Source organism: Thalassobacillus sp. C254, from assembly GCF_001310615.1.
On sequence record NZ_BAXQ01000023.1, the window covers coordinates 1 to 24,518 of the forward strand.

At 42.2% G+C, this 24,518-nt stretch carries 17 protein-coding genes, 8 pseudogenes and 1 riboswitch; of the genes and pseudogenes, 21 read left to right on the top strand and 4 right to left on the bottom strand.

The features are described from left to right. Positions 1-124: 124 nt before the first annotated feature. Positions 125-2,038, top strand: coding sequence for an ABC-F family ATP-binding cassette domain-containing protein (locus JCM19033_RS17200; RefSeq protein WP_054637228.1), 1,914 nt, complete (start codon positions 125-127; stop codon positions 2,036-2,038). Between the two features lie 46 nt (positions 2,039-2,084). Here JCM19033_RS17200 and JCM19033_RS17205 read toward each other — a convergent pair whose 3' ends face one another. Both JCM19033_RS17205 and JCM19033_RS17210 read right to left on the bottom strand, forming a co-directional pair. Continuing rightward, complete coding sequence (locus JCM19033_RS17205; protein WP_054637229.1) at positions 2,085-3,050, bottom strand: helix-turn-helix domain-containing protein; 966 nt, start codon at positions 3,048-3,050, stop codon at positions 2,085-2,087. A gap of 14 nt (positions 3,051-3,064) precedes the next feature. Then, positions 3,065-3,829, bottom strand: a complete 765-nt coding sequence (locus JCM19033_RS17210) for a PrpR N-terminal domain-containing protein (RefSeq protein ID WP_054637230.1) — start codon at positions 3,827-3,829, stop codon at positions 3,065-3,067. A 200-nt stretch (positions 3,830-4,029) separates the two neighbouring features. On the opposite strand from JCM19033_RS17210, the gene JCM19033_RS17215 reads away from it, so the two are divergent. From JCM19033_RS17215 to thiE, 8 genes and pseudogenes are all read left to right on the top strand, one after another. Then, complete coding sequence (locus tag JCM19033_RS17215) at positions 4,030-5,157, top strand: 2-keto-3-deoxygluconate permease (RefSeq protein ID WP_054637231.1); 1,128 nt, start codon at positions 4,030-4,032, stop codon at positions 5,155-5,157. Positions 5,158-5,168: 11 nt separating this feature from the next. Then, on the top strand, positions 5,169-6,434 hold the full coding sequence (larA, locus tag JCM19033_RS17220; protein ID WP_054637232.1) for a nickel-dependent lactate racemase: 1,266 nt from the start codon (positions 5,169-5,171) through the stop codon (positions 6,432-6,434). 5 nt (positions 6,435-6,439) lie between these two features. Beyond that, complete coding sequence (gene larE / locus JCM19033_RS24425) at positions 6,440-7,255, top strand: ATP-dependent sacrificial sulfur transferase LarE (protein ID WP_054637233.1); 816 nt, start codon at positions 6,440-6,442, stop codon at positions 7,253-7,255. A gap of 15 nt (positions 7,256-7,270) precedes the next feature. Then, entirely contained in the window at positions 7,271-7,939 is a 669-nt protein-coding gene (gene larB, locus JCM19033_RS24430) for a nickel pincer cofactor biosynthesis protein LarB (RefSeq protein ID WP_054637234.1), read from the top strand. A gap of 1 nt (position 7,940) precedes the next feature. Next, positions 7,941-9,170: a nickel pincer cofactor biosynthesis protein LarC gene (gene larC, locus JCM19033_RS17235; RefSeq protein WP_054637235.1), complete on the top strand. Its 1,230-nt coding sequence runs from the start codon at positions 7,941-7,943 to the stop codon at positions 9,168-9,170. A gap of 424 nt (positions 9,171-9,594) precedes the next feature. Continuing rightward, a complete protein-coding gene (locus tag JCM19033_RS17240; protein ID WP_054637236.1) occupies positions 9,595-10,155 on the top strand; it encodes a 3-dehydroquinate synthase II in 561 nt (186 codons plus the stop codon). Between the two features lie 56 nt (positions 10,156-10,211). Beyond that, positions 10,212-11,013: pseudogene (gene thiM / locus JCM19033_RS17245) on the top strand (hydroxyethylthiazole kinase). Between the two features lie 179 nt (positions 11,014-11,192). After that, complete coding sequence (gene thiE, locus JCM19033_RS17250; RefSeq protein WP_054637237.1) at positions 11,193-11,840, top strand: thiamine phosphate synthase; 648 nt, start codon at positions 11,193-11,195, stop codon at positions 11,838-11,840. A 96-nt stretch (positions 11,841-11,936) separates the two neighbouring features. Here thiE and JCM19033_RS17255 read toward each other — a convergent pair whose 3' ends face one another. Continuing rightward, positions 11,937-12,248 (bottom strand): DUF3243 family protein, encoded by a 312-nt coding sequence (locus tag JCM19033_RS17255; protein ID WP_054637238.1) that lies wholly within the window; start codon positions 12,246-12,248, stop codon positions 11,937-11,939. 104 nt (positions 12,249-12,352) lie between these two features. Beyond that, positions 12,353-12,649, bottom strand: coding sequence for a DUF4190 domain-containing protein (locus JCM19033_RS17260; RefSeq protein WP_054637239.1), 297 nt, complete (start codon positions 12,647-12,649; stop codon positions 12,353-12,355). Positions 12,650-12,813: 164 nt separating this feature from the next. Then, a riboswitch (cobalamin riboswitch) is annotated at positions 12,814-13,006 on the top strand. A 367-nt stretch (positions 13,007-13,373) separates the two neighbouring features. Between JCM19033_RS17260 and cobJ the strand changes: the two are divergent. The 12 genes and pseudogenes from cobJ to JCM19033_RS26380 all read left to right on the top strand — a co-directional run bounded on the left by cobJ (position 13,374) and on the right by JCM19033_RS26380 (position 24,513). Continuing rightward, positions 13,374-14,925: pseudogene (cobJ, locus tag JCM19033_RS17265) on the top strand (precorrin-3B C(17)-methyltransferase). Positions 14,926-14,938: 13 nt separating this feature from the next. Beyond that, complete coding sequence (locus JCM19033_RS17270) at positions 14,939-15,811, top strand: sirohydrochlorin chelatase (RefSeq protein ID WP_054637240.1); 873 nt, start codon at positions 14,939-14,941, stop codon at positions 15,809-15,811. Positions 15,812-15,828: 17 nt separating this feature from the next. Next, positions 15,829-16,635: a precorrin-6A reductase gene (gene cobK / locus JCM19033_RS17275; protein WP_054637241.1), complete on the top strand. Its 807-nt coding sequence runs from the start codon at positions 15,829-15,831 to the stop codon at positions 16,633-16,635. Further along, positions 16,605-17,254: pseudogene (locus tag JCM19033_RS17280) on the top strand (precorrin-8X methylmutase). Before cobK ends, JCM19033_RS17280 begins: the two are co-directional and overlap by 31 nt. Before the next feature lie 2 nt (positions 17,255-17,256). Then, positions 17,257-18,357: pseudogene (locus JCM19033_RS17285) on the top strand (cobalt-precorrin-5B (C(1))-methyltransferase). Beyond that, positions 18,347-18,736: an ECF transporter S component gene (locus tag JCM19033_RS17290; RefSeq protein WP_269758331.1), complete on the top strand. Its 390-nt coding sequence runs from the start codon at positions 18,347-18,349 to the stop codon at positions 18,734-18,736. Before JCM19033_RS17285 ends, JCM19033_RS17290 begins: the two are co-directional and overlap by 11 nt. 138 nt (positions 18,737-18,874) lie before the next feature. Next, a pseudogene (gene cbiE, locus JCM19033_RS17295) lies at positions 18,875-20,081 on the top strand (precorrin-6y C5,15-methyltransferase (decarboxylating) subunit CbiE). After that, positions 20,078-20,802: pseudogene (gene cobI / locus JCM19033_RS17300) on the top strand (precorrin-2 C(20)-methyltransferase). Before cbiE ends, cobI begins: the two co-directional pseudogenes overlap by 4 nt. Continuing rightward, a pseudogene (cobM, locus tag JCM19033_RS17305) lies at positions 20,799-21,586 on the top strand (precorrin-4 C(11)-methyltransferase). The pseudogenes cobI and cobM overlap by 4 nt, the downstream one beginning before the upstream one ends. Next, a pseudogene (locus tag JCM19033_RS17310) lies at positions 21,579-22,687 on the top strand (cobalt-precorrin 5A hydrolase). Before cobM ends, JCM19033_RS17310 begins: the two co-directional pseudogenes overlap by 8 nt. Before the next feature lie 2 nt (positions 22,688-22,689). Next, the gene (locus tag JCM19033_RS17315) at positions 22,690-24,072 is read left to right on the top strand and encodes a cobyrinate a,c-diamide synthase (RefSeq protein WP_054637242.1); all 1,383 of its coding nucleotides are present in this window, start codon (positions 22,690-22,692) and stop codon (positions 24,070-24,072) included. A 111-nt stretch (positions 24,073-24,183) separates the two neighbouring features. After that, on the top strand, positions 24,184-24,513 hold the full coding sequence (locus JCM19033_RS26380) for a hypothetical protein (RefSeq protein ID WP_269758332.1): 330 nt from the start codon (positions 24,184-24,186) through the stop codon (positions 24,511-24,513). Positions 24,514-24,518 lie beyond the last annotated feature (5 nt).

The window sequence follows — 24,518 nt, forward strand, 5'->3', positions numbered from 1 at the left end:
AGCCCCTTTTTATCGAGATTGAAGCAATATAGAGAGTTTTTTTCGATTATTTGCTGGTAGCTATGTGCCTTCTCTAAATATAGTTTACAATGTAAGTAATACAGATAGTAAAGGTTGATAAGAGATGAGCGTTTTACATGTAGAGAACTTATACAAGACTTATGGAGAAAAAGTATTGTTTAATGAAATCTCCTTTTCCATCAAGGAGAACGAAAGAATTGGTTTGCTAGGTGTTAATGGGACTGGAAAGTCTACACTCCTTAAAGTAATCGCAGGAATAGAAAGCGCTGAACGAGGAGAAATGCTTCATGCCAATTCTCTTCAGATCGAATACCTTCCCCAGCAACCTGAATTAGAGCCTGAATTGACCGTTTTAGAACAAATATATTACGGTGATTCTGTCATGATGAAAGTGATGAGAGAGTATGAAAAAGCGTTACAAAAGCTGGACCATAACCCGGAAAAGCAAAGTGCTCAAGAGCTGGTAATGAGTATGCAGCAAAAAATGGACGAAGCTGATGCCTGGGATGCGAACACAGCAGCAAAGACGGTATTAACGAAGCTTGGCATTTCAGACTTTGATAAGAAAGTGAAATATCTGTCTGGGGGTCAAAAGAAAAGAGTTGCCATAGCTAAAGCGTTGATCCAGCCAGCAGACCTCTTAATACTGGATGAGCCGACAAACCATTTGGACAATATCTCTATAGAGTGGCTGGAAGGATACTTAGCCGCATATAAAGGATCATTAATTGTCGTTACCCATGACCGTTATTTCCTCAATCGTGTCACTAATCAAATTTTTGAATTGGAACATGGCAGTCTTTATACGTATGAAGGGAATTATGAGATTTACTTAGAAAAGAAAGCTGAAAGAGAAGCAGCAGCACAAAAAAGTGAAGAAAAAAGACAGAACTTACTGCGCAGAGAACTTGCCTGGTTGCAAAGAGGAGCAAAGGCCAGAACCACAAAGCAAAAGGCACGGAAGCAACGAGTGGAAGGCCTAAAGGAACAAACAGGGCCAGAGGCCAAAAAAGACGTCGATTTTTCCATCGGTTCGGTTCGCCTGGGAAAGCAGGTCATTGAAGCGCAGGATATTACGTTTTCCTATGCAGCTGAGCAGATGCCGCTAGTCAAAGATTTTAATTATTTAGTAGTGCCTGGAGAACGACTGGGGATTATTGGGCCTAATGGAGCGGGGAAATCTACATTATTAAATATACTGGCTGACCGCTTGCAGCCCCAGGCGGGTAAAGTGAAGTTTGGACAAACTGTAAAAATAGGATACTACACCCAGGAATATGAAGAAATGGATGAAAATCTTCGGTTGATTGAGTACATCAGAGAAGTGGCAGAAGTAGTTCACACTGTTGATGGCCAGGTGATCACAGCAGAACAGATGCTTGAACGTTTTTTGTTTTCCAGAGAGATGCAGTGGACCTATATCCGCCGCCTTTCCGGTGGTGAAAGACGACGTTTGTATTTACTCAGTGTCTTAATGGAAGAGCCCAACGTCCTCTTTTTGGACGAGCCGACAAATGACTTGGATACTCAGACATTAAGCATATTAGAGGATTACCTGGATCAATTTCCTGGTGTAGTAATTACCGTATCACACGACCGGTATTTTTTAGACCGGGTCGTTGACCGCCTATTAGTTTGTAAAGGCGGCAGCGGAGAAATTGAACGCTTTCAGGGAAGTTATTCTGCCTACATAGATAAACAAAAGGAGGAAGCTTCCCGGCAAAAAGAGACAAAGGCAGGGGCAGGACACGCCCCGAAACAAGCGAGGCAGTCTAGAAAAAAGCTCTCTTATAAAGAACAGCAGGAATGGAACCAGATTGAAGACAAAATTATGGAATTGGAAATGAAAAAGGAAGAGCTTGAGTCAGAAATAGGTGAAGCCGGCAGTGATTTTGACAAAATACAAGAATCAATGAAAAAGCAGTCAGAAGTGGAAGCTGAGCTTGAGAAAACCATTGAACGCTGGACTGAACTTTCCCTGATGATTGAAGAAATTGAAAGCGGCAAACAACAATAAACAAAGAATCCCAGCTTTTTAGCTGGGATTTAATTACATATGGTGCTTATATATTTTTCAACTTCCTCCATAAAGTCGCTCGATTTATTCCCAGTCGCTTTGCCGCCCGTGTTTGGTTATAGTTTTCTTCTTCTACAACTTTACGGATAATGTCCTCTTCTATTTCAACCAGTGTTTTTGTTAAATCTATGTTGTCACCTGAATGTATTAACATGTCCTTTTTTGTATGCAGTACTTCTTTTTTTTGTATATATGGACCTTCGGCGTTATATACGCCTGCTTCTAAGCATTCGTTTAATTCTGCTAGGTTCCTCTTCCATTCTTTTTGTTTCCATATACATAATAGGTCCTCGGAAAGGCCCACCACTTGTTTTCCGTATAAATTATTATATCGAGCAATGAACTTGCGTGTATATTCCTCAAAGGTTTCTAATTGGTCCCTTAAAGGAGGGAGATGTACAGAGATATCAAAATTTTCAGTAATACGCTCAGAGAGGTTACAGTTATTTGTAGAGAAGACAGCGGTGTTTTCCTTACAGCAGGAAAAGCTCTTGACAAGGTTCTTTATTTGACAAGGAGATAATTCCTCCCACCCTCGGATATAAAAAGTGCCTTTTAATTTTTGTATGGTGGCGTGTAATTTACCTAACTCACCTTCGCTGATCATTTTCCCAATAGTAACTGCCCACTGCTCTTCAGTGTACCCATTTTTGTAGTAATGAAAAGCACTAGTCAAAGACTTTTTACCTGTCCCTTCCTCACCGGAAAGTAACAATACTGGCTTATGTACACTGGATTTTAATTGTTTAATTACCTCACGTACCTTTTGGTTCACCTGGCACAGCTGAGAAAAGGAAAAAATAGTAGAACGAAGATGAGAAAAAGAAAGTTCATCGCTGTGAATATAATACTTATTTTCTTCAGTGAATTTTACCACAAAATAAGAAGAGCTTTCTTCCAAAAACAGCACCTCGATAAGGAGCTTCTTGCCATTAACCTCCGCTGTTTTCATTGAAAGAGGAGCTTCTATAATCCTCCTAAAGACCCTTGGTAGTTTTGTCCCAGGTCATAAACAGAGTGAATGGCAGAGTCTAAGGAAAACAGAGAATAGAATTCTCTGTTAGCAAAATTCACTGTGCCATCTAACCCAAAGATAATGACTCCTTCGGATTGGGTATCCATAAGCGCATGAAAAGAAGAAATTTCTTTCCTCGTTTCATTTATGGCTTGAGCTACTTCTTTGGCCCGGACTAATGATTGATGGACAGCTTCTTTCCCAGAAGTAATCATTATACCTTGCAGGGTGAATTCTTCTATGTAATTCAATGCAACAGCATCCCCAAGAATAGTGTTGTATCCATTCCTCCATGCATCCTTTACAGCTTTCCTAACTTCCTCCGATGTTCTTACTTCCGTGTATGGGATTTGCATATCTAGAAGCTTGGAAACTTCTACAACCCCTTGGCAGACACTTGGATACCCGATTAGTTTAATTTTCTCTTCGGAGTCCTTGATTAGTAATAAAGTTCTTAGAATGTCGTAAGCAGAAACCTCAATGTCTATAATGGGTACTTTTACGTGTTTTCGTAAGGTGTCAGCTGTAGCCCCCCGGCTGATTAAAACCAGAACGCCATTTTGTTCCATTCTCTTGGCAGGCTGGACGGCATCCACTACATCGCACACTACAACTTCCACCTCTATGTCTGAGACAGCAGCAGCTTCCATTTGGATCACTTTCTTTAAGTGTGGGTAAGGGGCTAGAACCCCTATTTTTATTGGCATATCAATCATCAATCTCCCAAAAGTAACAAACTGTTTAAAATTTAAACGCTTTCTTATTTATTGTTGTTTTTTTAAATAGTTTTTGTCACAATTATTATAAAAGTTTCCACTATTATGTCAATAGTGATAGAAGCGAATATGTAGAAGAACTAGAAATATAAGATTTTTTGTAAGCGATTTCTACAATTATTCAAAGAGGGGAGTTTATTATGAAGATTAAACAGACAATAGAAAGGGTTCCTGGTGGATTAATGATTGTTCCGTTAATGCTAGGGGCTTTATTAAACACAATAGATCAGTTGCAAATTCCTTTTATAGTGAGATTTTTGCAGTTTATCGGTGCCCCCCAGACAGAAGACGGTACATATGAATTTTTACGGATCGGTGGATTCTCTCAGGAGTTATTCAAAGATGGGGCTCTTGTCTTAATCGCACTGTTCTTGTTTTGTGCAGGGAGTCAAATGAATTTGAAGCTTGGCGGGAAAGCATTAAAAAAAGGTTCTTTGCTAACTACTTCTAAATATCTTACTGGTCTTGTAATAGGTATTTCTTTCGGATACTTTTTTGATCCAATGGAAGGGTTACTAGGCTTATCAACGGTTGCTATCATTGCAGCAATGACCAATGGCAACGGGGGAATGTACGCCGCCTTGACAAGTCAGTACGGAAATCGTTCTGATGTTGGCGGGGTAGCAGTTTTGTCCATAAATGACGGTCCATTCTTTACGATGATGTCTTTGGGGCTATTAGGTGCTACCTTTCCGTTTGCTACGTTCTTGGCTGTATTGCTGCCAATAGGGATTGGTATGTTGTTAGGTAATCTAGACGAAGATATTCGATCTTTCTTAAAGCCCGGGGAAATTCTGCCGGTTCCATTCTTTGCCTTTGCCTTGGGCGCCGGAATGAATTTTGCACTGTTTTTCAACCCCGAAGTAGTTGGGGCAGGCATTCTCTTAGGGCTTTTGACAACGGTCTTAACTGGCTTAACCGGAATCCTGGTCTTTAAGCTATTTAAAGAAAGAAGTTATATTGCTCCGGTAGCAGAAGCATCTACGGCTGGAAATGCGGTAGGTACGCCAGCAGCTATCGCGGCCGCTGCGGCCACAGCTGCAGCTGCAGGGGGAATGAGTCAATCTCAAGCCGCTGCTTATCAAGACATTGTCCCTCTAGCCACCGCTCAAATTTCAATTTCCGTTCTTGTTACGGCTATATTATGTCCAATAGCTGTTATAATTGTTGATCGTTATCAACGGAAAAGAGGTATAATTGGTACAGAAGAAGATGTGACAAGTGAAATAAATGATTCAAAAAATACAAGCACAAAAATGGATGTATAGGAGGGTAACAAATGGACGTTTCACTGCTTTACGGAAAAGGAGAAATTCAGGTAGAGGTTCCAGATCATGCTAAGATTATTGAACCTAAACATGTAGAAGGAAAGAAAGATCAAAGGCAGGCTGTAGTTGATGCATTACAAAGCCCGATTGGCACCCCTCCGTTAAAAGAAATGGTAAAGTCAACTGATTCAGTTGCTATAGTGATTAGTGATATTACCAGACCAACACCAAATCATATTCTTGTTCCTGCCCTAATCGAGGAGCTTCCTCACGTACCATTGGAACAATTTGTAGTGATAAATGGGACGGGTACTCACCGTGACCAAACAAGAGAAGAGTTTATTGAAATGCTTGGTGAGTGGACGGTTAATAACATTCGCATTGTTAATAATCATTGCCATGATAAAGAGGAATTATCGTATGTCGGAGAGAGTGAATTCGGCTGTGGAGTATATTTAAATAAAGAATATGTAGAGGCAGATTTTCGTATCACGACAGGTTTTATAGAACCACATTTCTTTGCTGGTTTTTCAGGAGGTCCCAAGGGAAACATGCCAGGAATCGCAGGAATCGAAACGATTATGACCTTTCATAATGCTAGAATGATTGGAGATCCAAAGGCAACCTGGGGTAATATGGATAATAATCCAGTTCAGGAGATGACAAGGGAAATCAACCGTATGTGTCCACCACATTTTCTCCTTAACGTCACCTTAAATGGAAATAAAGAGATTACTGAAGTCTTTGCTGGAGACCTTTTCCCAGCTCATGAAAAAGGCTGTGAGTATACGAAAGAGCATGCTATGGTTCCTTGTGAAGAAAGATTTGACGTAGTGATTACCTCGAATTCAGGGTATCCGCTGGATCAGAATTTATATCAGGCTGTTAAAGGAATGAGCGCAGCACAAAAAATCGTAAAAAAAGGCGGCACCATTATCGTTGCAGCGGAGTGTTCTGACGGTATCCCCAATCATGGGAATTTTGCAGAGATATTTACATTAGCTGAGACCCCGCAACAGTTATTAGATATGATTAACGACCCTGCATTTAAAATGTTTGATCAGTGGCAAGTTCAAAAGCAAGCAGTCATTCAAGTTTGGTCGGATGTTCACGTGTATTCTAAATTGACAAAGGAGCAAATTAACCAAGCGATGTTAACTCCTTGTAATGATATAGAAGCAACATTAGAAAACCTTAAAGCAACTTATGGAGAGGATATGAGCGTGGCTGTTCTACCACAAGGCCCCTTAACGATCCCCTATATTAGAGAGGAGTAAGATGTATGTCCTACACTAAACTTACAAAACTACAAGAAACTCTACAAGAGATGGGAAGGGTAGTAGTTGCTTTCTCAGGTGGTATTGATAGTACATTTCTTTTGTATGTTGCTCGTGATACCCTCGGAAAAGAAAACGTATTAGCTGTGACAGCAGACTCAGAAACATTCCCACAAAGAGAATTGGAAGATTGCAGGGAATTAGCAAAGAAATTAGATGTAAAACATGAAGTAATATCAACTTCCGAATTTGCTATACCGGGGTACACAGAGAATAAAAGCGATCGCTGCTATTTATGCCGTGATAACCTATTTGAAAATTTAAAGCCTCTTTTAGAGCAAAAAAACTATAGTAATATCGTCTTCGGACTGATTGCAGACGATATGGGTGAGCATCGTCCCGGGATCATTGCAGCTCGTGAGCATGGCGTGCGCGGGCCTCTACAGGAAGTTGAGTTATATAAGCAGGAAATACGTGAATTAGCACGGGAAATTGGATTACCAAATTGGGATAAGCCTTCCTATGCTTGTTTAGCTTCCCGAATTAGTTATCAAGAGACTATCACGATCAAAAAGCTTAAAATGGTAGACAAAGCAGAAGAGATCATTCGGGATTACGGAGTCAGGCAAGTACGCGTGAGAATGCATGGTGAGATGGCCAGAATTGAAGTCATGCCAGAGGATATGTCTATAATTTTACAAATGCATGGAACTCTTCAAAGGGAATTAACAGAATTAGGTTTTAAATATGTCACGTTAGATCTGTCAGGGTACAAGAGCGGGAGCATGAATGCAGTATTGGAAAAAGTTAAAACAACTTAGAGGGTGGTTGCCATCATGTATGAAGACTTAGGGTTTTCTAAAGTAGATTATGATCGAGAAGAGAGGACGGGCTATCCTGAAATCATTTATGGTGAAGGGAAAACGGCTGAACAAATTACCTTAATCGCTGAGAAACTGGTGGAACGCCATGGTAAGGTTCTTGTCACAAGGGTTTCGGAAGAAAAAGCAGCTGACTTAAAGAAAGCGTTTGCTGATTCTTTTTACCATTCTGTTTCCCGTATCTTTAGTGTAGGGAAGCCTGAAAAATTATATCGCGGCAAAGTAATGGTGCTTAGTGCAGGGACCTCCGATCTTCCTGTAGCTGAGGAAGCGCTTTTGACAGCTCAGTGGATGGGGTGTGAAGTGGAAGCAATTAATGACGTAGGGGTAGCAGGCATTGACCGATTACTTTCTTATCGTGAATATTTACAAACAGCGAGTGTACTGGTTGTAGTGGCTGGTATGGAAGGTGCGTTACCAAGTGTGGTTACTGGATTGGTAAAACGCCCTGTGATCGCTGTTCCTACTTCAGTAGGGTATGGAGCTCATTTAGAAGGCTTAACACCTTTATTAGGCATGCTGACAGCATGTGCTTCCGGTATGAGTGTGGTCAATATTGACAATGGGTTTGGAGCAGCATACCAGGCTGCCTTAATTTTAAAAGTAGCAAATGAGGAAAAGTAAAATGAAAACATTGTATTTGGACTGTGTATCAGGGATCTCAGGTGACATGACATTATCAGCGTTAATAGACGCTGGTGCAAGCTTGCAGTATGTGAAACAAGAGCTAAAAAAACTTCCTATTGGAGAATTTGATTTAACGATTAAAAGAGTGAATAAGTGCGGGATTTCTTCCTCGCTTTTAGATATTTCGCTTCCACAAGAATTAGAGCATCATGATCATCACCATGCTCATGATCACTCTCATGATCACAAAGATCATCATGCCCATAGTCACCGTCATGCCTCTCATATCTTGAAAATGATACAAGAAAGCAGTCTTTCAGAGAGAGTAAAGGAACAAAGTACCAAAGTCTTTGAAGCTATTGCTGCAGCAGAAGGGAAAATCCACGGAATACCCCCTGAAAAGGTCCACTTTCATGAAGTAGGAGCAATGGACTCAATTATTGATATCATCGGAGTTTGCGTGGCTTTGGAAGATCTTGAAATAGAAACGATTTATTCTTCACCCGTTCCTACAGGAACCGGTCTGATAAAGATAGACCATGGGATATATCCTGTTCCAGCCCCTGCTACGGCGGAGTTATTAAAAGGAATCCCTATTTCTCCTTTAGAGGCAAAGGGGGAACTTACTACTCCAACTGGAGCAGGCTTTATCCATGCTTTAGTGAGTGAGGTAAGAAGCTTGCCTCCCTATGTTATATCATCAATAGGCTATGGAGCAGGAAAAAAGGATTTCGATTCACACCCTAACATCCTTCGAGCAATCATGCTGGAGAGTCAGGAAGAAAGGATTACTGAAGAGGTTGTCCTGTTAGAATGCCAGATTGATGACTTGCCTGGAGAAGTACTGGGATATGTGATGGAGAGCTTATTTGAAGCCGGGGCCTTAGACGTGTATTACACGCCTATCCAAATGAAAAAAAACCGGCCTGGGACTCTAATCACCGTCCTTTCCAAACAAGAGCAAGCAAATCGACTGGAAGAGTTGTTGTTACAGGAAACTTCTACCTTTGGAGTCCGTTCCTCTCTTTGGCAGCGAAGAGCATTATCACGAAGTATAAGCCACATAGATACCATTTACGGTGATATTCGTATTAAAAATGGTTATGAGAAAAACAAGGTTTATCAAAGGTCTCCAGAGTTTGAGGATATCAAACAAGCAGCTCTGCACCATGGAGTTCCTCTTAAGAAAGTTTTAGCAGAAATATATCGTCAGTTAGATAAATATTAGAGGATTCAGGAAGAAAGGCTTTAATTCCTGAAACTAAAAGCACCCTATAGAGCAGGACTTAATAAGTCAATCTATAGGGTGCTTTTTTGTACAATGGCAAAGAAAATTACAGAACTGGGGAAAATATCATAAGGGGAAAACTAAGATTAAAAGTAGAAAGGGTGCACTTCTTTCCTCTAGTCATGAGGGTTCTGTCAATCCATGTTTAGAAGAGGCAGCTGATAGCCTGCTCCCCCATTGGGATTGCCCCTCCTCTACAGAAGGGTTGGATAGGCAAGTCTGCTTTGAGGATGAATACAAAATAATGATAATGGGCTTTCTTCCCTTGACAAGTGAGTGAATAGACCTATCATACCCATTCTTGCTCTCTTTTGTGTAACCTTATACTATTTTAGTTAAAGGTAATAAATGAGGAGGGAACGAATTGAATAGCAAAAAAAATAAGGTAGAGTATATAGCTGGCGAAGTGATAAGTATAAAAGCTGTAGGAAAGGGCACTAGAGTATGTGTAGATTGTGCAGACGAGCTGTCTCCTGAAGAAGGAATGCTGGTTGGGAATACTGGGGACGGATACATATTAGTGCTTTCTGAAAACCGAAATACAGAAACCTACCCCTCCCGTGCGTTCCGTGTAAATTGCGGCGCGGTCCATCAGTACATTTATGAGGGAGAGAATACAAAATACTTATCTGAGCTAAGAGGAGGGGAGCAGACACCGGTTTTTTCCTTATCAGGAGAACCGAGAATTGTGCCGCTTGGTAGAGTGAAGGCAGAACAAAGGGATTTACTTCGAGTGGAATGCAGGGTGCAGAACAAGATCATTTCGGCAACACTGCAAGATGCTGATAGTGTGCAGCTTGCCGGTGAAGAAGGAAACTCTGTCCCAGTTCAGCAGTTAGCTTCAGGAGATCGTGTGCTCTGTATGGTCGATGAACCTGGCCGTCACCTTGGCGAAAAGATTAAAGAGGAGATTAGGGAATATTGAGCATAAAGAAAGAAGGATAAGGGAATAAATACAGAATTCACAGGAGGAGGGATAGTATGGAACCATCAGGTTGGGGAAGGTTTCTTGGAAAAATGAGAGAGGAAAAGCCGCTCGTTCACAACATTACAAACGTAGTAGTCACGAATTTTACAGCCAATGGACTTCTCGCATTAGGAGCTTCTCCGGTCATGGCGTATGCCAAGGAAGAGGTTGCTGATATGGCCAGGATTGCCGGGGCTCTCGTTTTAAATATTGGTACATTATCTGCTGAGGAGGTCGAGGCTATGATACATGCGGGTAACGCAGCAAACCAGCAGGGGGTGCCAATTATATTTGATCCGGTTGGAGCGGGAGCCACACCATATCGAACAGAAGCATCCAAAAGGATCGTAAAAGAACTGAATCTCTCCCTTCTAAGGGGAAATGCAGCAGAAGTGGCAAATGTGGTTGGACTTGAGTGGAAAATAAAAGGAGTAGATGCGGAAGAAGGAGAGGGAGACATACTTGAACTAGCCAAAGAGGCTGCGCGGAAGCTCGATACCGTTGTTTGTGTGACGGGGAAAGAGGATGTTATTACAGATGGGGAAAAAACCTATATTGTAAATAACGGGACTCCCATGTTTACGAAAATCACGGGTGCCGGATGTTTATTAAGTTCAGTGATTGGTTCGTTTGCAGCAGTTGAAAAGGACGTTTTAACTGCGGGAGCGGCGGCTCTTGCTGCATACGGAATAGCAGGAGAAAAGGCTGCTCAGGAAAGTGAGGGTCCAGGCAGCTTTTCAGATTGCTTTTTTGGATCAGCTTTATAAGATAACTTCAAAGGAAGTCGATTCCTTAGCTTCAATCTCTTTAAGTTAACCGATCTATTGAAATAACAATTATCAGTATGAGGAGGATTCACATTCACAAAAGGTGCCTGGCACCACTGCGGTCTGTAACATTAAAATTGTGATTTTCTTTAAGCAACAGCGTCATTCACGTTTTCTTTGTTACGTAACCTGCAAGGTGCCTGGCACCAAAAAGGAAGTGGGGAAACTTTGGGACGTATAACAAGAGCTGAGATGATACAGTACTTAAAATTATATTTTATATTTGGCAGTCAAAATACTACTCAGCTTCCTGAACAAGTAGTAAAGGAAGCAATCGCAGGCGGGATTACTCTTTTTCAATACCGTGAAAAAGGAGAAGGTTCAAAAGCAGGTGCTGAAAAGGAAGAGCTGGCACGTAAATTGCAAGAGATCTGCCGGCAGAATGGAATTCCTTTTATAGTTAATGATGATATTGATTTAGCGGTGCAACTTAATGCAGACGGTCTTCATATTGGACAAGAAGATATTGGAGCAAAAGAAGCAAGAAAAATGATGGGTGATAAAATTCTGGGGGTTTCTGCATATACGATTGACGAAGGCCTGGAAGCCGCAGAGCACGGGGCTGATTACCTTGGTTTAGGGCCTATATATGCGACAGGTTCTAAAGACGATGCTGCTGAAGAAACGGGTCCTCAAGTGATCACTCTGTTTCGTAAAATGGGGATCAAGACACCGATTGTTGGGATTGGTGGAATTTATGAAGATAATATCGACGAAGTGATGAAATCAGGAAGCGACGGCATATCAATAATTTCAGCGATTGCTTCTGCACCAAGCCCCTTTGAAAGTGCAAGAAATTTGAGAAAAAGAAATTGAAAATTACCTGTAGATAAAGGGATAATATATGTAAAAACAAGCAGTATTCTGGTACCTCCAGAGAACTGCTTGTTTTTTATAGCTGTGACTTTGCCATTAACCAGCTTTCTTCGCTAGTTTTACCAGGACGTGAGCCATTTTATGCTTTTCGTCATCCTCAGCTACCTGCCACATCTCTTGTAATAGCTTTTCTTCTGTATTTTTAGGTGATTCATGGTTTTTGAGGTATTCTGCTACACGCTCAGCGCCTTTTGCCATTTGCTCTTCACTGAGGCCTAGAGATTCACCTTTTTCTACTTTTCCTTTAAGGTATTGCTGGAACTCACTAAAGCTTTCTAAAATGTCTTCCTTTTTGTTTTCGGACATGTTGTCAAGTTTTTCTTCGGCTTGTTTCTTTGGATCTGCCATCTTATATTCCTCCTTAAAGTAATTATGATCCTCTAATTCCCATCCTTGGGCAATCTAAACGTTTATATCACAAATACTACTAATTACCGTGTCAGCAAGGAGGACTATAGCGTCAGCATAGCTGCAGCGAGCGCCATGAGTATCACTGTAAGAACGAGAGCTGCTACACTGCAGGCGATACCGCCAATTGCGAGTCCCTTTCCGGACTCTCCTCTTCTTTTGATCTCCCTTATTGATAAAATTCCAAGAATAAGGCCAACCAACCCTAGAGCAAAGCCGGCTAACGGAATCAGAATAGAAGATACGAGTCCCACTACACCAAGGACCAGGGCTGTAATTGACTTTCCATTTGTTTTTAAAGGTGTTTCTGATGAAATACCGGTTTCTTGTTGATGTGCCAAATTAGTGACCTCCCTTTCTCTTAATTCGTTCTCCTACTCTATTCCTGAATTTTTCTTTTTTAATCTCACAAACAAAAATAGAGTGGAAAAGGATAAATTCCTTAGCAGATAGAAAGCCAAAAAGAGATTGACAGAGAGTGGAGGATCAGATAGCTTTAAAGGAGAAGAATATTAGGGGAAAAGGTGAAAGCTGTTCTAACAGTTTTCTTAAAAGGGAAGACCGGTGTGAAGCCGGCGCGGTCCCGCCACTGTAATTGGGTTGTCTGTTTTGCTGCCACTGTCGGTACAAATCGATGGGAAGGAAGAAACAGATGGAAACCAAGAGCCAGGAGACCTGCCTTTTCAACAACACCAGTAACCTACGGGTCATGGGGGGTGTTAGAGCAGGTTTCCGATTAATTATGGGCTGTTAAAAAGCCGTTTATATTATGCCGGAAGAGCGCCTCTAACCTCCACATGCAGGTTAGGGGCGCTTTTTTGCTGTTTAGTTGTGTATGCGTAGGTGAGTGGTAAATCTTTTAGTGAATTCTCTGTTCAAGGAGTGCTTGTACGATATATCCTGGCTGGGGGATGCGTGCAGCTTTTATAAGCAGTCTGAAAGAGACCAAATGGAATAGAGCCTTTTGCAGTGCGTTCGTCTTTATTCTATATAAGGAGTGATAGTGTGACAAATGAAAAAGGAAAACTTCTTGTCGTAGGTTTCGGCCCAGGAAGTGAAGAACAAATGACATATCGTGCAAAAGAAGCAATTCTTGAGTCAGATTCTATTATTGGCTATAAAACATATATAGATTTAATTAAACCATTGCTTACCGATCAGGACATAGTAAGGACGGGAATGACTGAAGAAGTAAGCAGAGCACAGGAAGCAGTCAAGCAGGCTGAGCAAGGAAAAACAGTGGCTGTCATTTCCAGCGGAGATGCTGGTCTATACGGCATGGCGGGATTAGTTTATGAAGTGTTAATTGAAAAGGGATGGAAAGAGGACGAAGGCGTAGAAGTAGAAATCATTCCTGGGGTATCTGCAATCAATTCTTGTGCCTCGCTTTTAGGGGCGCCGGTAATGCATGATGCCTGTACGATCAGCTTGAGTGACCACCTAACCCCTTGGGATTTAATAGTAAAGCGAGTGGAAGCGGCCGCCCAGGCTGATTTTGTCATTGCACTTTATAACCCAAAAAGCGGCAAGAGAACAAGACAAATAGAAGAGACACAAAGGATTTTAATGAAGTATAGAGATAAAGGAACGCCTGTCGGCCTTGTGAAAAGCGCATATAGAGAGCGGCAGAACATAGTGATGACTGATTTGGAGCACATGCTTGACCATGAGATTGGCATGCTTACAACAGTAGTAATCGGAAATAATTCTACATTTTATTATGACGGCAAAATGATTACCCCAAGAGGCTACCAGCGTAAATATACCCTGGGCGAGGAGAAACAAAAGTTAAAACCTGCCAGAGACTAAGAAGTGAGGCAGAGCCATGGGCAATGCATGGGGGAAAAGAAGAGACGGTAACAGCTGCCGAAAGTATAAATGTTAAAGGTCTTGCAGAAGAAGCGTTAAGCAAGCTGGGCACCACTTATTCAGAAAACAAACAAGTATCAGAAGATTCTATCTCGTTTAAGCAAACAGAGATTTTTGAATTTGCGGTTTCTCCGGGAACAGCAAACAAGAAAATAAGCTCAAAACAGCTTCTTCAGCTGACAGAAGTAATCGGGGAAGACGGTGAGGTAGAGTATACACCGAGCCATTACTTCAAAGTATCCCTTGAAACAGATCGTGCACAGGAAATTGTGAAAGAGCTTAAAGAAGCGGGCTGGCTCGTTTCTCCGGTAGGTAATGTGATTCACGTAAAGGCCTGTGATTTTTGTGACGGTGAGAAGCGTGATTCAATCCCATATGCTGAAGAACTACAAGAAGCTCTAGGCGGTATGGTTGTTCCCAAAGTTATGAACATAGGCTTTAATGGGTGCGGCATGGCATGCTACGGCGCAATTACTGATGATATTGGCATTATTTATAGAAGAGGAGCTTTTGATGTATTTTTGGGAGCAAAACGACGGGCAGAAATGCGCATGTAGCACAGCCAGTGGCTGAGGGGATGGAAGTGGACAAGTTAATTCCCCTCATTACAGCTGTTGTAGATGAGTACAAGGAAAAAGGACTGCCTAATGAAAGGTTCCATAAGTTTTTTAAGAGAGTGCAGGAGATCCAAGGGTTTAAGTATCAAGAGATGCCAGTGCCGGTTATCGTAGATAATCCATGTGAATAAGGAGGGAGAAAATATGAAAGCTGTGCTGTTTATCGGACACGGAAGCAAGAAGAAAGAGGGCAATGAAGGGATCATCCAGTTTGTAGATAATCTTAAACAAAAGGTGCCTGCTCCGATTGTGGAGACTTGTTTTCTGGAATTTGCTTCTCCGGGGCTTGCTTCGGGCATTGAAACTTGTGTAAAAAGAGGGGCGACTGAGGTTGCGCTAGTACCTATTATGTTTTTTCCAGCGGGACATTCTAAGATTCATATTCCCCAAGCGATTGATAAAGCAAGAAAGCTTTATCCTTTAGTCCGGTTTCATTACGGGCGGCCGATTGGGATTCACGAAGAAATGTTTCAGCTGTTAAAAGAAAAGCTTCACGCTGGAGTGGAACAAGAAACATTGTATAACAAAGATACCTCTATCTTATTGGTTGGGAGAGGAAGCAGTGATGTAGATGCAAATAGTGAGCTGTTCAAGCTTTCTAGAATTCTCTCAGAAAAGCTGGAGATGGCAGCGGTAGAAGTATCCTTTATTGGAGTGACAACCCCCACAGTAGAGGAAGGCGTGGAGAGATGCATTCGTCTGGGAGCAAGTAATATTTTGATGATTCCTTACTTTTTCTTTGCTGGTATCTTAATGGACCGAATGGATGCCAAACTGAAAGCCTTTAAAGAAAAATATACAGAGCAGGAGTTTTATATGACAGACCCAATTGGCCTCCACAAGCGCTTGGAGAAGGTATTGCTCGACCGGGCTGAAGAAGCTGTTGGTGGTAACGCGAAATTAAACTGTGACATGTGTCAATATCGTTTATTCGCTTTAGAGCATATGGATATCCACCATGATCACGACCACAGTCATCACCATGACCATGATCATGATCATGAACACTCCCACTAAACAAAGGAGGCCCGCTCATGATATTTTTCTTAGCCGGAACAAGTGATGCCAGAGAACTGGCAGTGAAAGTGAAAAAGGACGGTTATAAGGTTCTTGCCTCAGTGGTTACAGAAGAAGCAGCAAAGGAATTGGAAAAAGAAGATATTCAAGTACGTACAGGAAGACTTGACGTAGAAAACATGGAAAAAGTTTTTTATGAAGAAGAAATTTCTTTAATTGTCGATGCCTCTCACCCTTTTGCTGAAGAAGCTTCCAAGAATGCGATAGAAGCTGCACAAAACAGCGGACTTCATTACATACGATATGAGCGTGCTTCTATCAATACTTACGATAAATTAGTAGTTAAAGTTGAAAGTTACCAAGAAGCTGCAGAATTTGCAGCAAAGCGTGGAGGCAATATCATGCTGACGACGGGCAGCAAGACCCTGGATATATTCGCCAAACGATTGATAGGTTTGGACGGGGTAAGACTTGTGTGCAGAATGCTGCCAAGAATAGAAAACATGGAAAAATGCAAGGAGCTTGGGGTGGAACAAAAGAACATTATCGCTTTGCAGGGTCCTTTCACTAAAGACTTAAATAAAGCACTTTATGAGCAGTTTGGCATTACAACAATGATTACGAAAGAAAGCGGAAAAAGAGGTTCATTCGATGAAAAAGTGACCTCCGCCCTTGAACTTGGAATTGAAGTTATTTTAATAGAAAGACCTGATATTTACTATGGCGACAAAGGGAGCACAACTGAAGAAATTTTAAATAAAATTGAATCTTCCTATGAAAGGGGAACAGAAAAATGGACTTCTCCACAGATTTTAAACCGTTAACGGTTCAGCCTAAAGAAATAGAAGGAAAAAGCTTTGAAATGATTACCGAGGAGATAGGAGAGCATTCTTTTACGGAAGAGCAGTATCCTGTTGTCCAGCGGATTATACACGCTTCAGCTGACTTTGAGCTGGGAAGAAGCGTTCGTTTTCATCCGGATGCAGTGAGGTCAGGAGTTCATGCTATCCGTCAGGGTAAAAAAGTTGTTGCTGATGTGCAGATGGTACAGGTTGGAATAAGCAAACCAAGGTTAGAGCAGTTTGGCGGTGGAGTTGATGTCTATATTTCAGATCCGGATGTTATCGAAGAAGCAAAACAGTTAAATACAACCAGAGCCATTATTTCTATGAGAAAAGCGATAAAAGAAGCAGATGGAGGGATTTTTGCGATCGGAAACGCTCCGACTGCCCTTCTTGAACTTATTCGATTAGTTAAGAACGGGGAAGCAAGGCCAGGTTGGTTGTAGGAATGCCAGTGGGCTTTGTGTCTGCAAAAGAATCAAAGGAAGAGCTGGCCAAATTGGATATTCCCTTTATTACAAACTTAGGGAGAAAAGGAGGAAGCCCGGTTACAGTTGCAGCAGTGAATGCTTTATCGCTCATTGCTGAACAGCAGGGATAACAATGAAATCAACAAAGCCTAAAAAAGATCCTAAAGATATGCGGCATGGATATACTACAGGTGCTAATGCCACAGCGGCCACCAAGGCGGCGTTGCTCAGTTTAGCAGGACAAACTGAAGTAAAAGAGGTGGAAATTACGCTTCCGATCGGTGAACGAGTCACTTTTCACATGGAAAGTGTCTCGTTTTCTCCTACAGAGGCGCAGGCTGTGGTGATCAAAGATGCAGGAGATGACCCGGATGTAACGCACAAAGCTGAAATTGTCTCCACTGTAAAATGGGCTGATGAAATTGTTATTGAGGGAGGAAAAGGTGTCGGTCGTGTAACAAAAACTGGTTTGCCTGTAGAAGTGGGAAGACCTGCAATAAATCCGGTACCTATGAAAATGCTGACTGAAATTACCAAAGAGGTGCTTGGAGAAACTACCCATAAAGGGCTGAAGTGATTATTTCCGTCCCCGAGGGTGAAACGATTGCTGAGAAAACGATGAACAGCCGTATTGGAATTATAGGCGGCATTTCAATCCTTGGAACACGAGGGACGGTCGTTCCATTTTCTACTGCTGCTTTTCGGGCAAGTATTGCTCAGGCTGTGAGCGTTGCGAAAGAAGGGGGATGCGAGCATGCGGTGCTTTCAACAGGAGGGCGGAGCGAGAAATACGCGTTAGAAATTTTTCAGAGAGACCGGAAGAGTCGTTTATAGAAATGGGTGACTTTGTCGGGTTCTCTTTAAAACAATGTAAAGCCAAGAAGATGAAAAGAGCAACATTAGTCGGTATGATCGGGAAGTTTTCCAAGGTAGCGCAAGGAATAATGATGGTTCATTCTAAAAGCGCCCCAGTGGATTTTGGTTATCTTGCTGAAATGGCAGGAAAGGCAGGGGCAGATGAAGATTTGAAGAATTCCGTCTTACAAGCCAACACGGCGTCAGAGGTGGCCAAAATGATGCAGGAAAGAGAATTAACGACATTTTTTCTTACTTGTGCAAAGATGCTGCCAAAGCCGGGTTTAAACATGTGAAAGGGAATATGGAAGTGGAAGTCATTTTAATTACGATGAAAAACGAATTGTTAGGAAGGGAAGTTTACGCAGGTGAGCCATAAAGTTATCAAACAGTCAGAGTTAAAGAAAAGCACGGTGGTTTGGACTTTGATCGCAATGTTTGTGGCGTTATCAGTCCTTGGAGCCGCAGTCAAGGTCCCTTTTATCCTCACCAGTGTATCACTGGATAGTACAGCAGCTTTGATTGCCGGGGGAATAATGGGTCCTGGCATTGGGGCGGCAGTAGGATTATTTGGCCATCTTGCTTCAAGTTTTTTTGGCGGATTGCCTCTAGGACCTTTTCATATAGTAATAGCTGCCGAAATGGCGGTGCTGGTGTATATATTTTCTTCCCTCTATAAAAAAGGCTGGCATAAGATCAGCGTTGTTTTTTTATCCTTGGCAACGCAATCCTCGCGCCTCTTCCCTTCTGGTTTTTGATTAGCCCGGCCTTTTATGCCGGCATGGTTCCTGCTTTACTCATTGCCTCTTCTATCAACGCCCTATTATCCTTTTTTGCTTTAACAAGGCTGAAGAAGGCTGGTATTGAGGAAAAAATATGGAAAGAGAGGATATAGGATGACTGTAAAAGTGATTGGAATAGGAGATGAAGGGAGGGAAGGGCTGCTGCCTGTCTATCAAGACTGGGTTCTTTCCTGCGACATTCTTGTGGGAGGAAAAAGACAGCTAGCAAACTTTCCGGAACACAAAGGGGAAAAACTGATTTTAGAAGGCGGCCTTAAGTCTGTCATAGAAACACTGAAAGAGAAGGAAGGATCAACGGTGGTTCTTGCTTCGGGAGATCCTATGTTTTTTGGGGTTGGAGGGTACCTCGCAAAAAAACTGAGTGATGTTGAAATTTATCCTTCTTTAAGTTCTATACAGCTTGCTTTTGCCCGAATGAAAGAAAGCTGGCAGGACTGCGAAGTAATTAGTGTTCATGGGCGTACGATGAAAGGGCTCGCCCAAAAGATTAATGGTAAAAAGAAAATTTTGCTTTTGACTGATAAAGAGAATACTCCTTCAAGAATTGCAGACTATCTGCTGGATTATCAGATGACCGAGTATAAGGCATTTGTAGGTGAAAATTTAGGAGGAATGGAAGAGAAAACTGAATGGTTTTCCTTAGAAAAGCTCTCTTCTTATAAGGCCTCTCCCCTTAACGTAGTTGTATTAAAACAAACCCATTCATCACCAGCCTGGACTTTAGGCATACCTGATGACGAGTTTTCTCAAAGAAAGCCTGATAAAGGGCTGATCACAAAAAAGAAGTGAGAATCCTAAGCATTGCTGCTTTGGAACTTCATGAACACAGTATTGTGTGGGATATTGGCACATGTACGGCTTCTGTAGCGATAGAATCGGCCAGGATTGCAAAATATGGAATGGTTTATGGAATCGAGAAAAATGAAGCTGATCTCAATAATGCCTGGGAAAACACCAAGAAATTCAGGACAGATATACATTTACAACACGGAAAAGCTCCGGAAGGGATAGAGGAATGGCCAGATCCCGATGCCATTTTTATCGGAGGATCAGGAGGGGACATGGAAGCTCTTCTAGGTGTGTGCTGCCAACGCTTGAAGGCAGGCGGAACCATCGTTTTGAATGCAGTGACTATCGAGAATCTTGGAAATGCAACTTCTATTTTTAATAAAATGGTTTCACCACAGATATTACGCTGGCTCAGATCTCCCGCAGTAAACCTATTTTACATATGACCCGGTTTGACAGCCTGAATCCCATTTACATCATTACAGCCAAATACAAGGAGGGACAAGAATGAATAGATTAGGAAGCGTTATTGGAGTTGGAGTCGGTCCTGGAGATCCGGAACTGTTAACTATAAAAGCCTACCGGGCATTGAAAGAAGCAGACGTCATTGCCTACCCTAAAAAACGCCAGGGGGCTAAAAGCTATGCTCACCAAATTGTTGAACCTTTTCTTCCGGAAGAGACCAGGAAACTGGGACTCGTTTTTCCAATGACAAAGGATCAAAGTATTTTAGAAAGGGAATGGAAAAAAATCACTGATACCATCTATAGTGAAGTAGAAGCAGGGCATAAGGTAGCGTTCGTGACAGAGGGAGATCCGATGCTCTACAGTACTTTTATTCATCTCTTAAACACAATGAGGGCAGAGTACCCACAAGTAACAATCACCTCCATTCCTGGTATTTCTTCTATTCATGCTATGGCTTCACAAGTAATGGTTCCTCTTGCGGATGGAGATGAATGGACGCTGTCATTCCAGCCAATGATAACCGGGAAAAAATGAAAGAAGCTTTACGGAAGCATGATGGGATGGTCTTCATAAAAGTGGCAAAGGTTCTTCCTATGATGATTGAAATTCTTGAAGAAATGAATTTAATTGACCAGGCTTTTGTGGCTACAAAGGTCACTTCCTCAGAAGAGTATATATGGAAGGATATCCGCGAACTGCGCACGGCAGAATTGGAGTATTTAACACTAATGATGGTCAGAAAAGAGAAGGTGGTGGCAGGATGAATCCTAAAGTATATATTATAGCGCCGGGCCAGGGGATCCTGACTTAATTACAGTAAAAGGAAAACAAATTATTGACTCTGCAGACCTCATCTTATATGCAGATTCCCTTGTGAACAAAAAGCTTTTTGAAGAGGTAAAAGAGGGTTCACGAGTACTAAAAAGTGCCGGAATGGACTTAGATGAAATGGTTGAGGTAATGGTCAATGCTGTTCGAAATGGAGAGAGTGTGGCCAGGGTTCACACAGGGGATCCCACCGTTTACGGGGCGATCGTAGAACAAATGAACCGCCTGTCAGAAAAAGGAATCGATACGGTGATCGTGCCGGGGGTTAGCTCTGTATTTGCAGCTGCAGCAAGCGCAAACATAGAACTGACTGTCCCGGAGCTTACTCAAACGGTTATTTTGACCAGAGCCGAAGGCCGGACTCCTATGCCTGACAAGGAAAAACTTATCGACCTTGCATCTCACCAATGCAGTATTGCTTTATTTCTTAGTGCCACCCTTATTAAAAAAGTCGTCAGAGAATTTATTGAGGCAGGCTGGAGGGAAGAAGATTCGGTTGTGGTAGTCTACAAAGCAACCTGGCCTGATGAAAAGATAGTAAGGACTACACTTGGCAGCCTTCATGAAGACATGAGAAGTGCAGGAATAACAAAGCAGGCTATGGTAATTGTCAGCAGAGCTGCTGACAGGAAGTTAGTCAGAGAAGGAAAGTTTGAGTCAAAGTTATATGACAAAACATTTACTCATGGCTATCGTAAGGGAGTGAAGGCTGATGGATAAGGTAGCATTAGTGGCCATCACCAAGCACGGAATTGAGCATGTGAGACAGCTGAAAAAAAGAATGGCAAATGCAGATGTTTATTACATGAAGAAACATGCCAAAGGGGACGAAGAAGAGCTTGGAATTACTTTATTTGAGGGTTCTGTCCGGCTGCAAATGGGGCATTTTTTTAAAGAGTACGATGGGATTGTGTTTGTGATTTCGCTAGGGGCTGTTGTACGAATGATCGCCCCGCACGTAAAGGATAAAAAAGTGGATCCTGCTGTAGTAGTTATTGATGACAAAGGCGAGTATGTGATCAGCGTTTTATCGGGCCACATCGGAGGGGCAAATGAACTGACAAAAGTGGTGGCAAGAGAATTACAAGCACAGCCGGTTATTACAACAGCCTCGGATGTTCAGCAAACAATACCAGTAGATATATTTGGCCGTGAATATGGGTGGACAATAGAAGATTTTACTCATGTCACTCCTGTCAGTGCTTCGGTAGTAAATGAAGAGCCTATTGTAATCGTTCAGGAATCAGGGGAAAAGGTTGGTGGAAGCATAACAGAGAAATGCCTTCTCATATGAAGTTTGTTCATTCATGTGAAGAGGCGCTGGGGGAAACCTTTCATGCAGCTTTACTTATCACCCACCGAGTACTGGGTGCAGACCGTTATAAGGACTTGTTACCTGCAAGTGTTATTTACCGGCCAAAGACAATTCATCTGGGTGTGGGCTGTAACCGTGGGACAAGTGCAGAAGAAATACAGCAAGTCATAGATGAAACATTACAGGAGCTTGAACTTTCTTCTCTTTCTGTTAATGGAATCGCCACAATTGATTTAAAGAAAGATGAGGAAGGCCTTCAAAAGGTATGTAAAGATAATAATTGGTCGTTTACGTATTATTCACCAGAGCAATTGAACAAACAGCCAATGAAGAATCCTTCAGAGACTGTATATAAATATACAGGGGCCTACGGGGTAAGCGAACCAGCGGCACTGCTGTCAGCCGGTACGGATGAATTGTTTTTAGAGAAAAAAAAGTCAGGAAATGTTACAGTTTCCATTGGAATCTCACAGCATCATGCGAAAGAATTACAAAGGAAGGTGTAAAGATGCAGCCTAGACTCGTCATTGCAGGGACAGGGAGCGGTGTAGGGAAAACTACATTCTCAATTGGTTTAATGGGAGCTTTAAAGCAAAGAGGATATAACGTGCAAGGGTTTAAGTGTGGGCCTGATTATATTGACCCAAGTTATCATACTGCTATCACAGGCAGGAATTCCAGAAACCTGGACAGCTGGATGCTGGATAAGGAGAAAATGCTCGATGTGTTTGTGAAAGGCAGCCAAGGGGCCGATATTTCAATCATCGAAGGTGTCATGGGACTTTATGATGGAAAAAGACCGGACGAGAACACGGGCAGCACAGCGGAAATCAGCATGCTGTTAAAAGCGCCGGTCATCCTGATGGTGAATATAAGCAGTATGGCCAGGAGCGCTGCTGCAATAGTCAAAGGGTTTCAGAATCTTGAGCCGCAAGTGTATATTGCAGGGGTTGTAGTGAACCAGGCAGGCAGTGAAGGCCATTACAAGCTATGTAAAACTGCAATTGAAAAAGAGTGCGGAATTCCGGTGTTGGGTTACTTAAAAAAAGGTGATGTTCCGTCAATTCCTGAACGGCATCTGGGTTTGGTCCCCGCCATAGAGAGAGGAGAGCTTGATGGGTTCTTCGAGGAATTAAGCCAAGTGATATCGGCACAGGTCGATATTGAGAGGCTTATGGAGCTTGCTCGTAAGTGTGAGAATGTTCATCCTTCTAATTTGTTGTTTTCTTCTAAAGGTAAGAGCAAAAATACGAGAATTGCCGTGGCAGTCGATGCTGCGTTTAATTTTTATTATCCGGAAAATATTGAGCTTCTTGAGGAAGAAGGAGCAGAAATAGTACCATTTAGCCCGCTGCAAGGAGAGAGTATACCAGAGAAGATTGACGGTCTGTATATCGGCGGAGGGTTCCCTGAAGAATTTGCAGCAGAGCTGGCAGAGCAAAAAAAGACCAAGGAACAAATAAAAGAATTGGGTGAAAAGGGTCTTCCTATTTTTGCAGAATGCGGTGGATATATGTATTTAGCAGACACAATCACTACTACTGATGGGAAGGTTCATTCTATGGTGGGTTTAATACCGGCCGACGTAGAAATGCAAGAGAAAAGAGCTGCTCTTGGATACCGGGATATTACAGCAGCGAAAGACACGATGATTCTTAAAGCAGGGGAAACAGCAAGGGGCCACGAATTTCATTATTCCACTTTAAATCCTAAGGGGGACTATCCTCACGCATATAGAGCAGTGGCATTTCGAAAAGAGCAGAATGAGGGATACCATCGTTCGAATATTACAGCAGGATATACCCATATACATTTTGGTTCGAATCCTGCCATAGCAAGCCGTTTTGTATCAGTGTGTCAAGCATGGAAAAGCACATTAAACAGTTTGTAGACAGTTGAATGGTTGTCTTCTGCTGTAGAGAAGAGCTCAATATTACAGCTGCTTGTGTGTGCTTATTACAGGTGAATAGTATAAGGCTTAACGCTTAAAAGGAGAAATGCTATGAAAGGAATTATTGTATGGGGAACCACCTCAGATGCTGGTAAAAGTTTTATCGTAACTGGCTTATGCCGAGCACTCTCTAACAGGGGTTATAAAGTTGCTCCTTTCAAAGCTCAGAACATGTCCAATAACTCTTATGTTACGTTATCAGGCCATGAAATTGGAAGGTCACAAGGGATGCAGGCTGAGGCGTGCCGAGTGGAACCAACCGTGCATATGAACCCGGTATTATTGAAGCCGAGAAGTGACCGCCGGGCTGAAGTTTTGATTCAGGGCAAATCCATGGGGAATCCTTCTGCCAAGTCTTATAGAAGAGATTTTTTTCCGTAGCTGAG

Excerpts from the sequence above, each read along its gene's own strand:
- JCM19033_RS17270 (WP_054637240.1), top strand. The coding sequence starts at position 14,939 with ATGAAAGCTGTGCTGTTTATCGGACACGGAAGCAAGAAGAAAGAGGGC.
- JCM19033_RS26380 (WP_269758332.1), top strand. The coding sequence starts at position 24,184 with ATGAAAGGAATTATTGTATGGGGAACCACCTCAGATGCTGGTAAAAGT.
- JCM19033_RS17210 (WP_054637230.1), bottom strand. The coding sequence starts at position 3,829 with ATGATTGATATGCCAATAAAAATAGGGGTTCTAGCCCCTTACCCACAC.
- JCM19033_RS17215 (WP_054637231.1), top strand. The coding sequence starts at position 4,030 with ATGAAGATTAAACAGACAATAGAAAGGGTTCCTGGTGGATTAATGATT.
- JCM19033_RS17200 (WP_054637228.1), top strand. The coding sequence starts at position 125 with ATGAGCGTTTTACATGTAGAGAACTTATACAAGACTTATGGAGAAAAA.
- JCM19033_RS17255 (WP_054637238.1), bottom strand. The coding sequence starts at position 12,248 with ATGGCAGATCCAAAGAAACAAGCCGAAGAAAAACTTGACAACATGTCC.
- larE (WP_054637233.1), top strand. The coding sequence starts at position 6,440 with ATGTCCTACACTAAACTTACAAAACTACAAGAAACTCTACAAGAGATG.
- JCM19033_RS17315 (WP_054637242.1), top strand. The coding sequence starts at position 22,690 with ATGCAGCCTAGACTCGTCATTGCAGGGACAGGGAGCGGTGTAGGGAAA.
- larA (WP_054637232.1), top strand. The coding sequence starts at position 5,169 with ATGGACGTTTCACTGCTTTACGGAAAAGGAGAAATTCAGGTAGAGGTT.
- JCM19033_RS17205 (WP_054637229.1), bottom strand. The coding sequence starts at position 3,050 with ATGAAAACAGCGGAGGTTAATGGCAAGAAGCTCCTTATCGAGGTGCTG.
- larB (WP_054637234.1), top strand. The coding sequence starts at position 7,271 with ATGTATGAAGACTTAGGGTTTTCTAAAGTAGATTATGATCGAGAAGAG.
- cobK (WP_054637241.1), top strand. The coding sequence starts at position 15,829 with ATGATATTTTTCTTAGCCGGAACAAGTGATGCCAGAGAACTGGCAGTG.
- larC (WP_054637235.1), top strand. The coding sequence starts at position 7,941 with ATGAAAACATTGTATTTGGACTGTGTATCAGGGATCTCAGGTGACATG.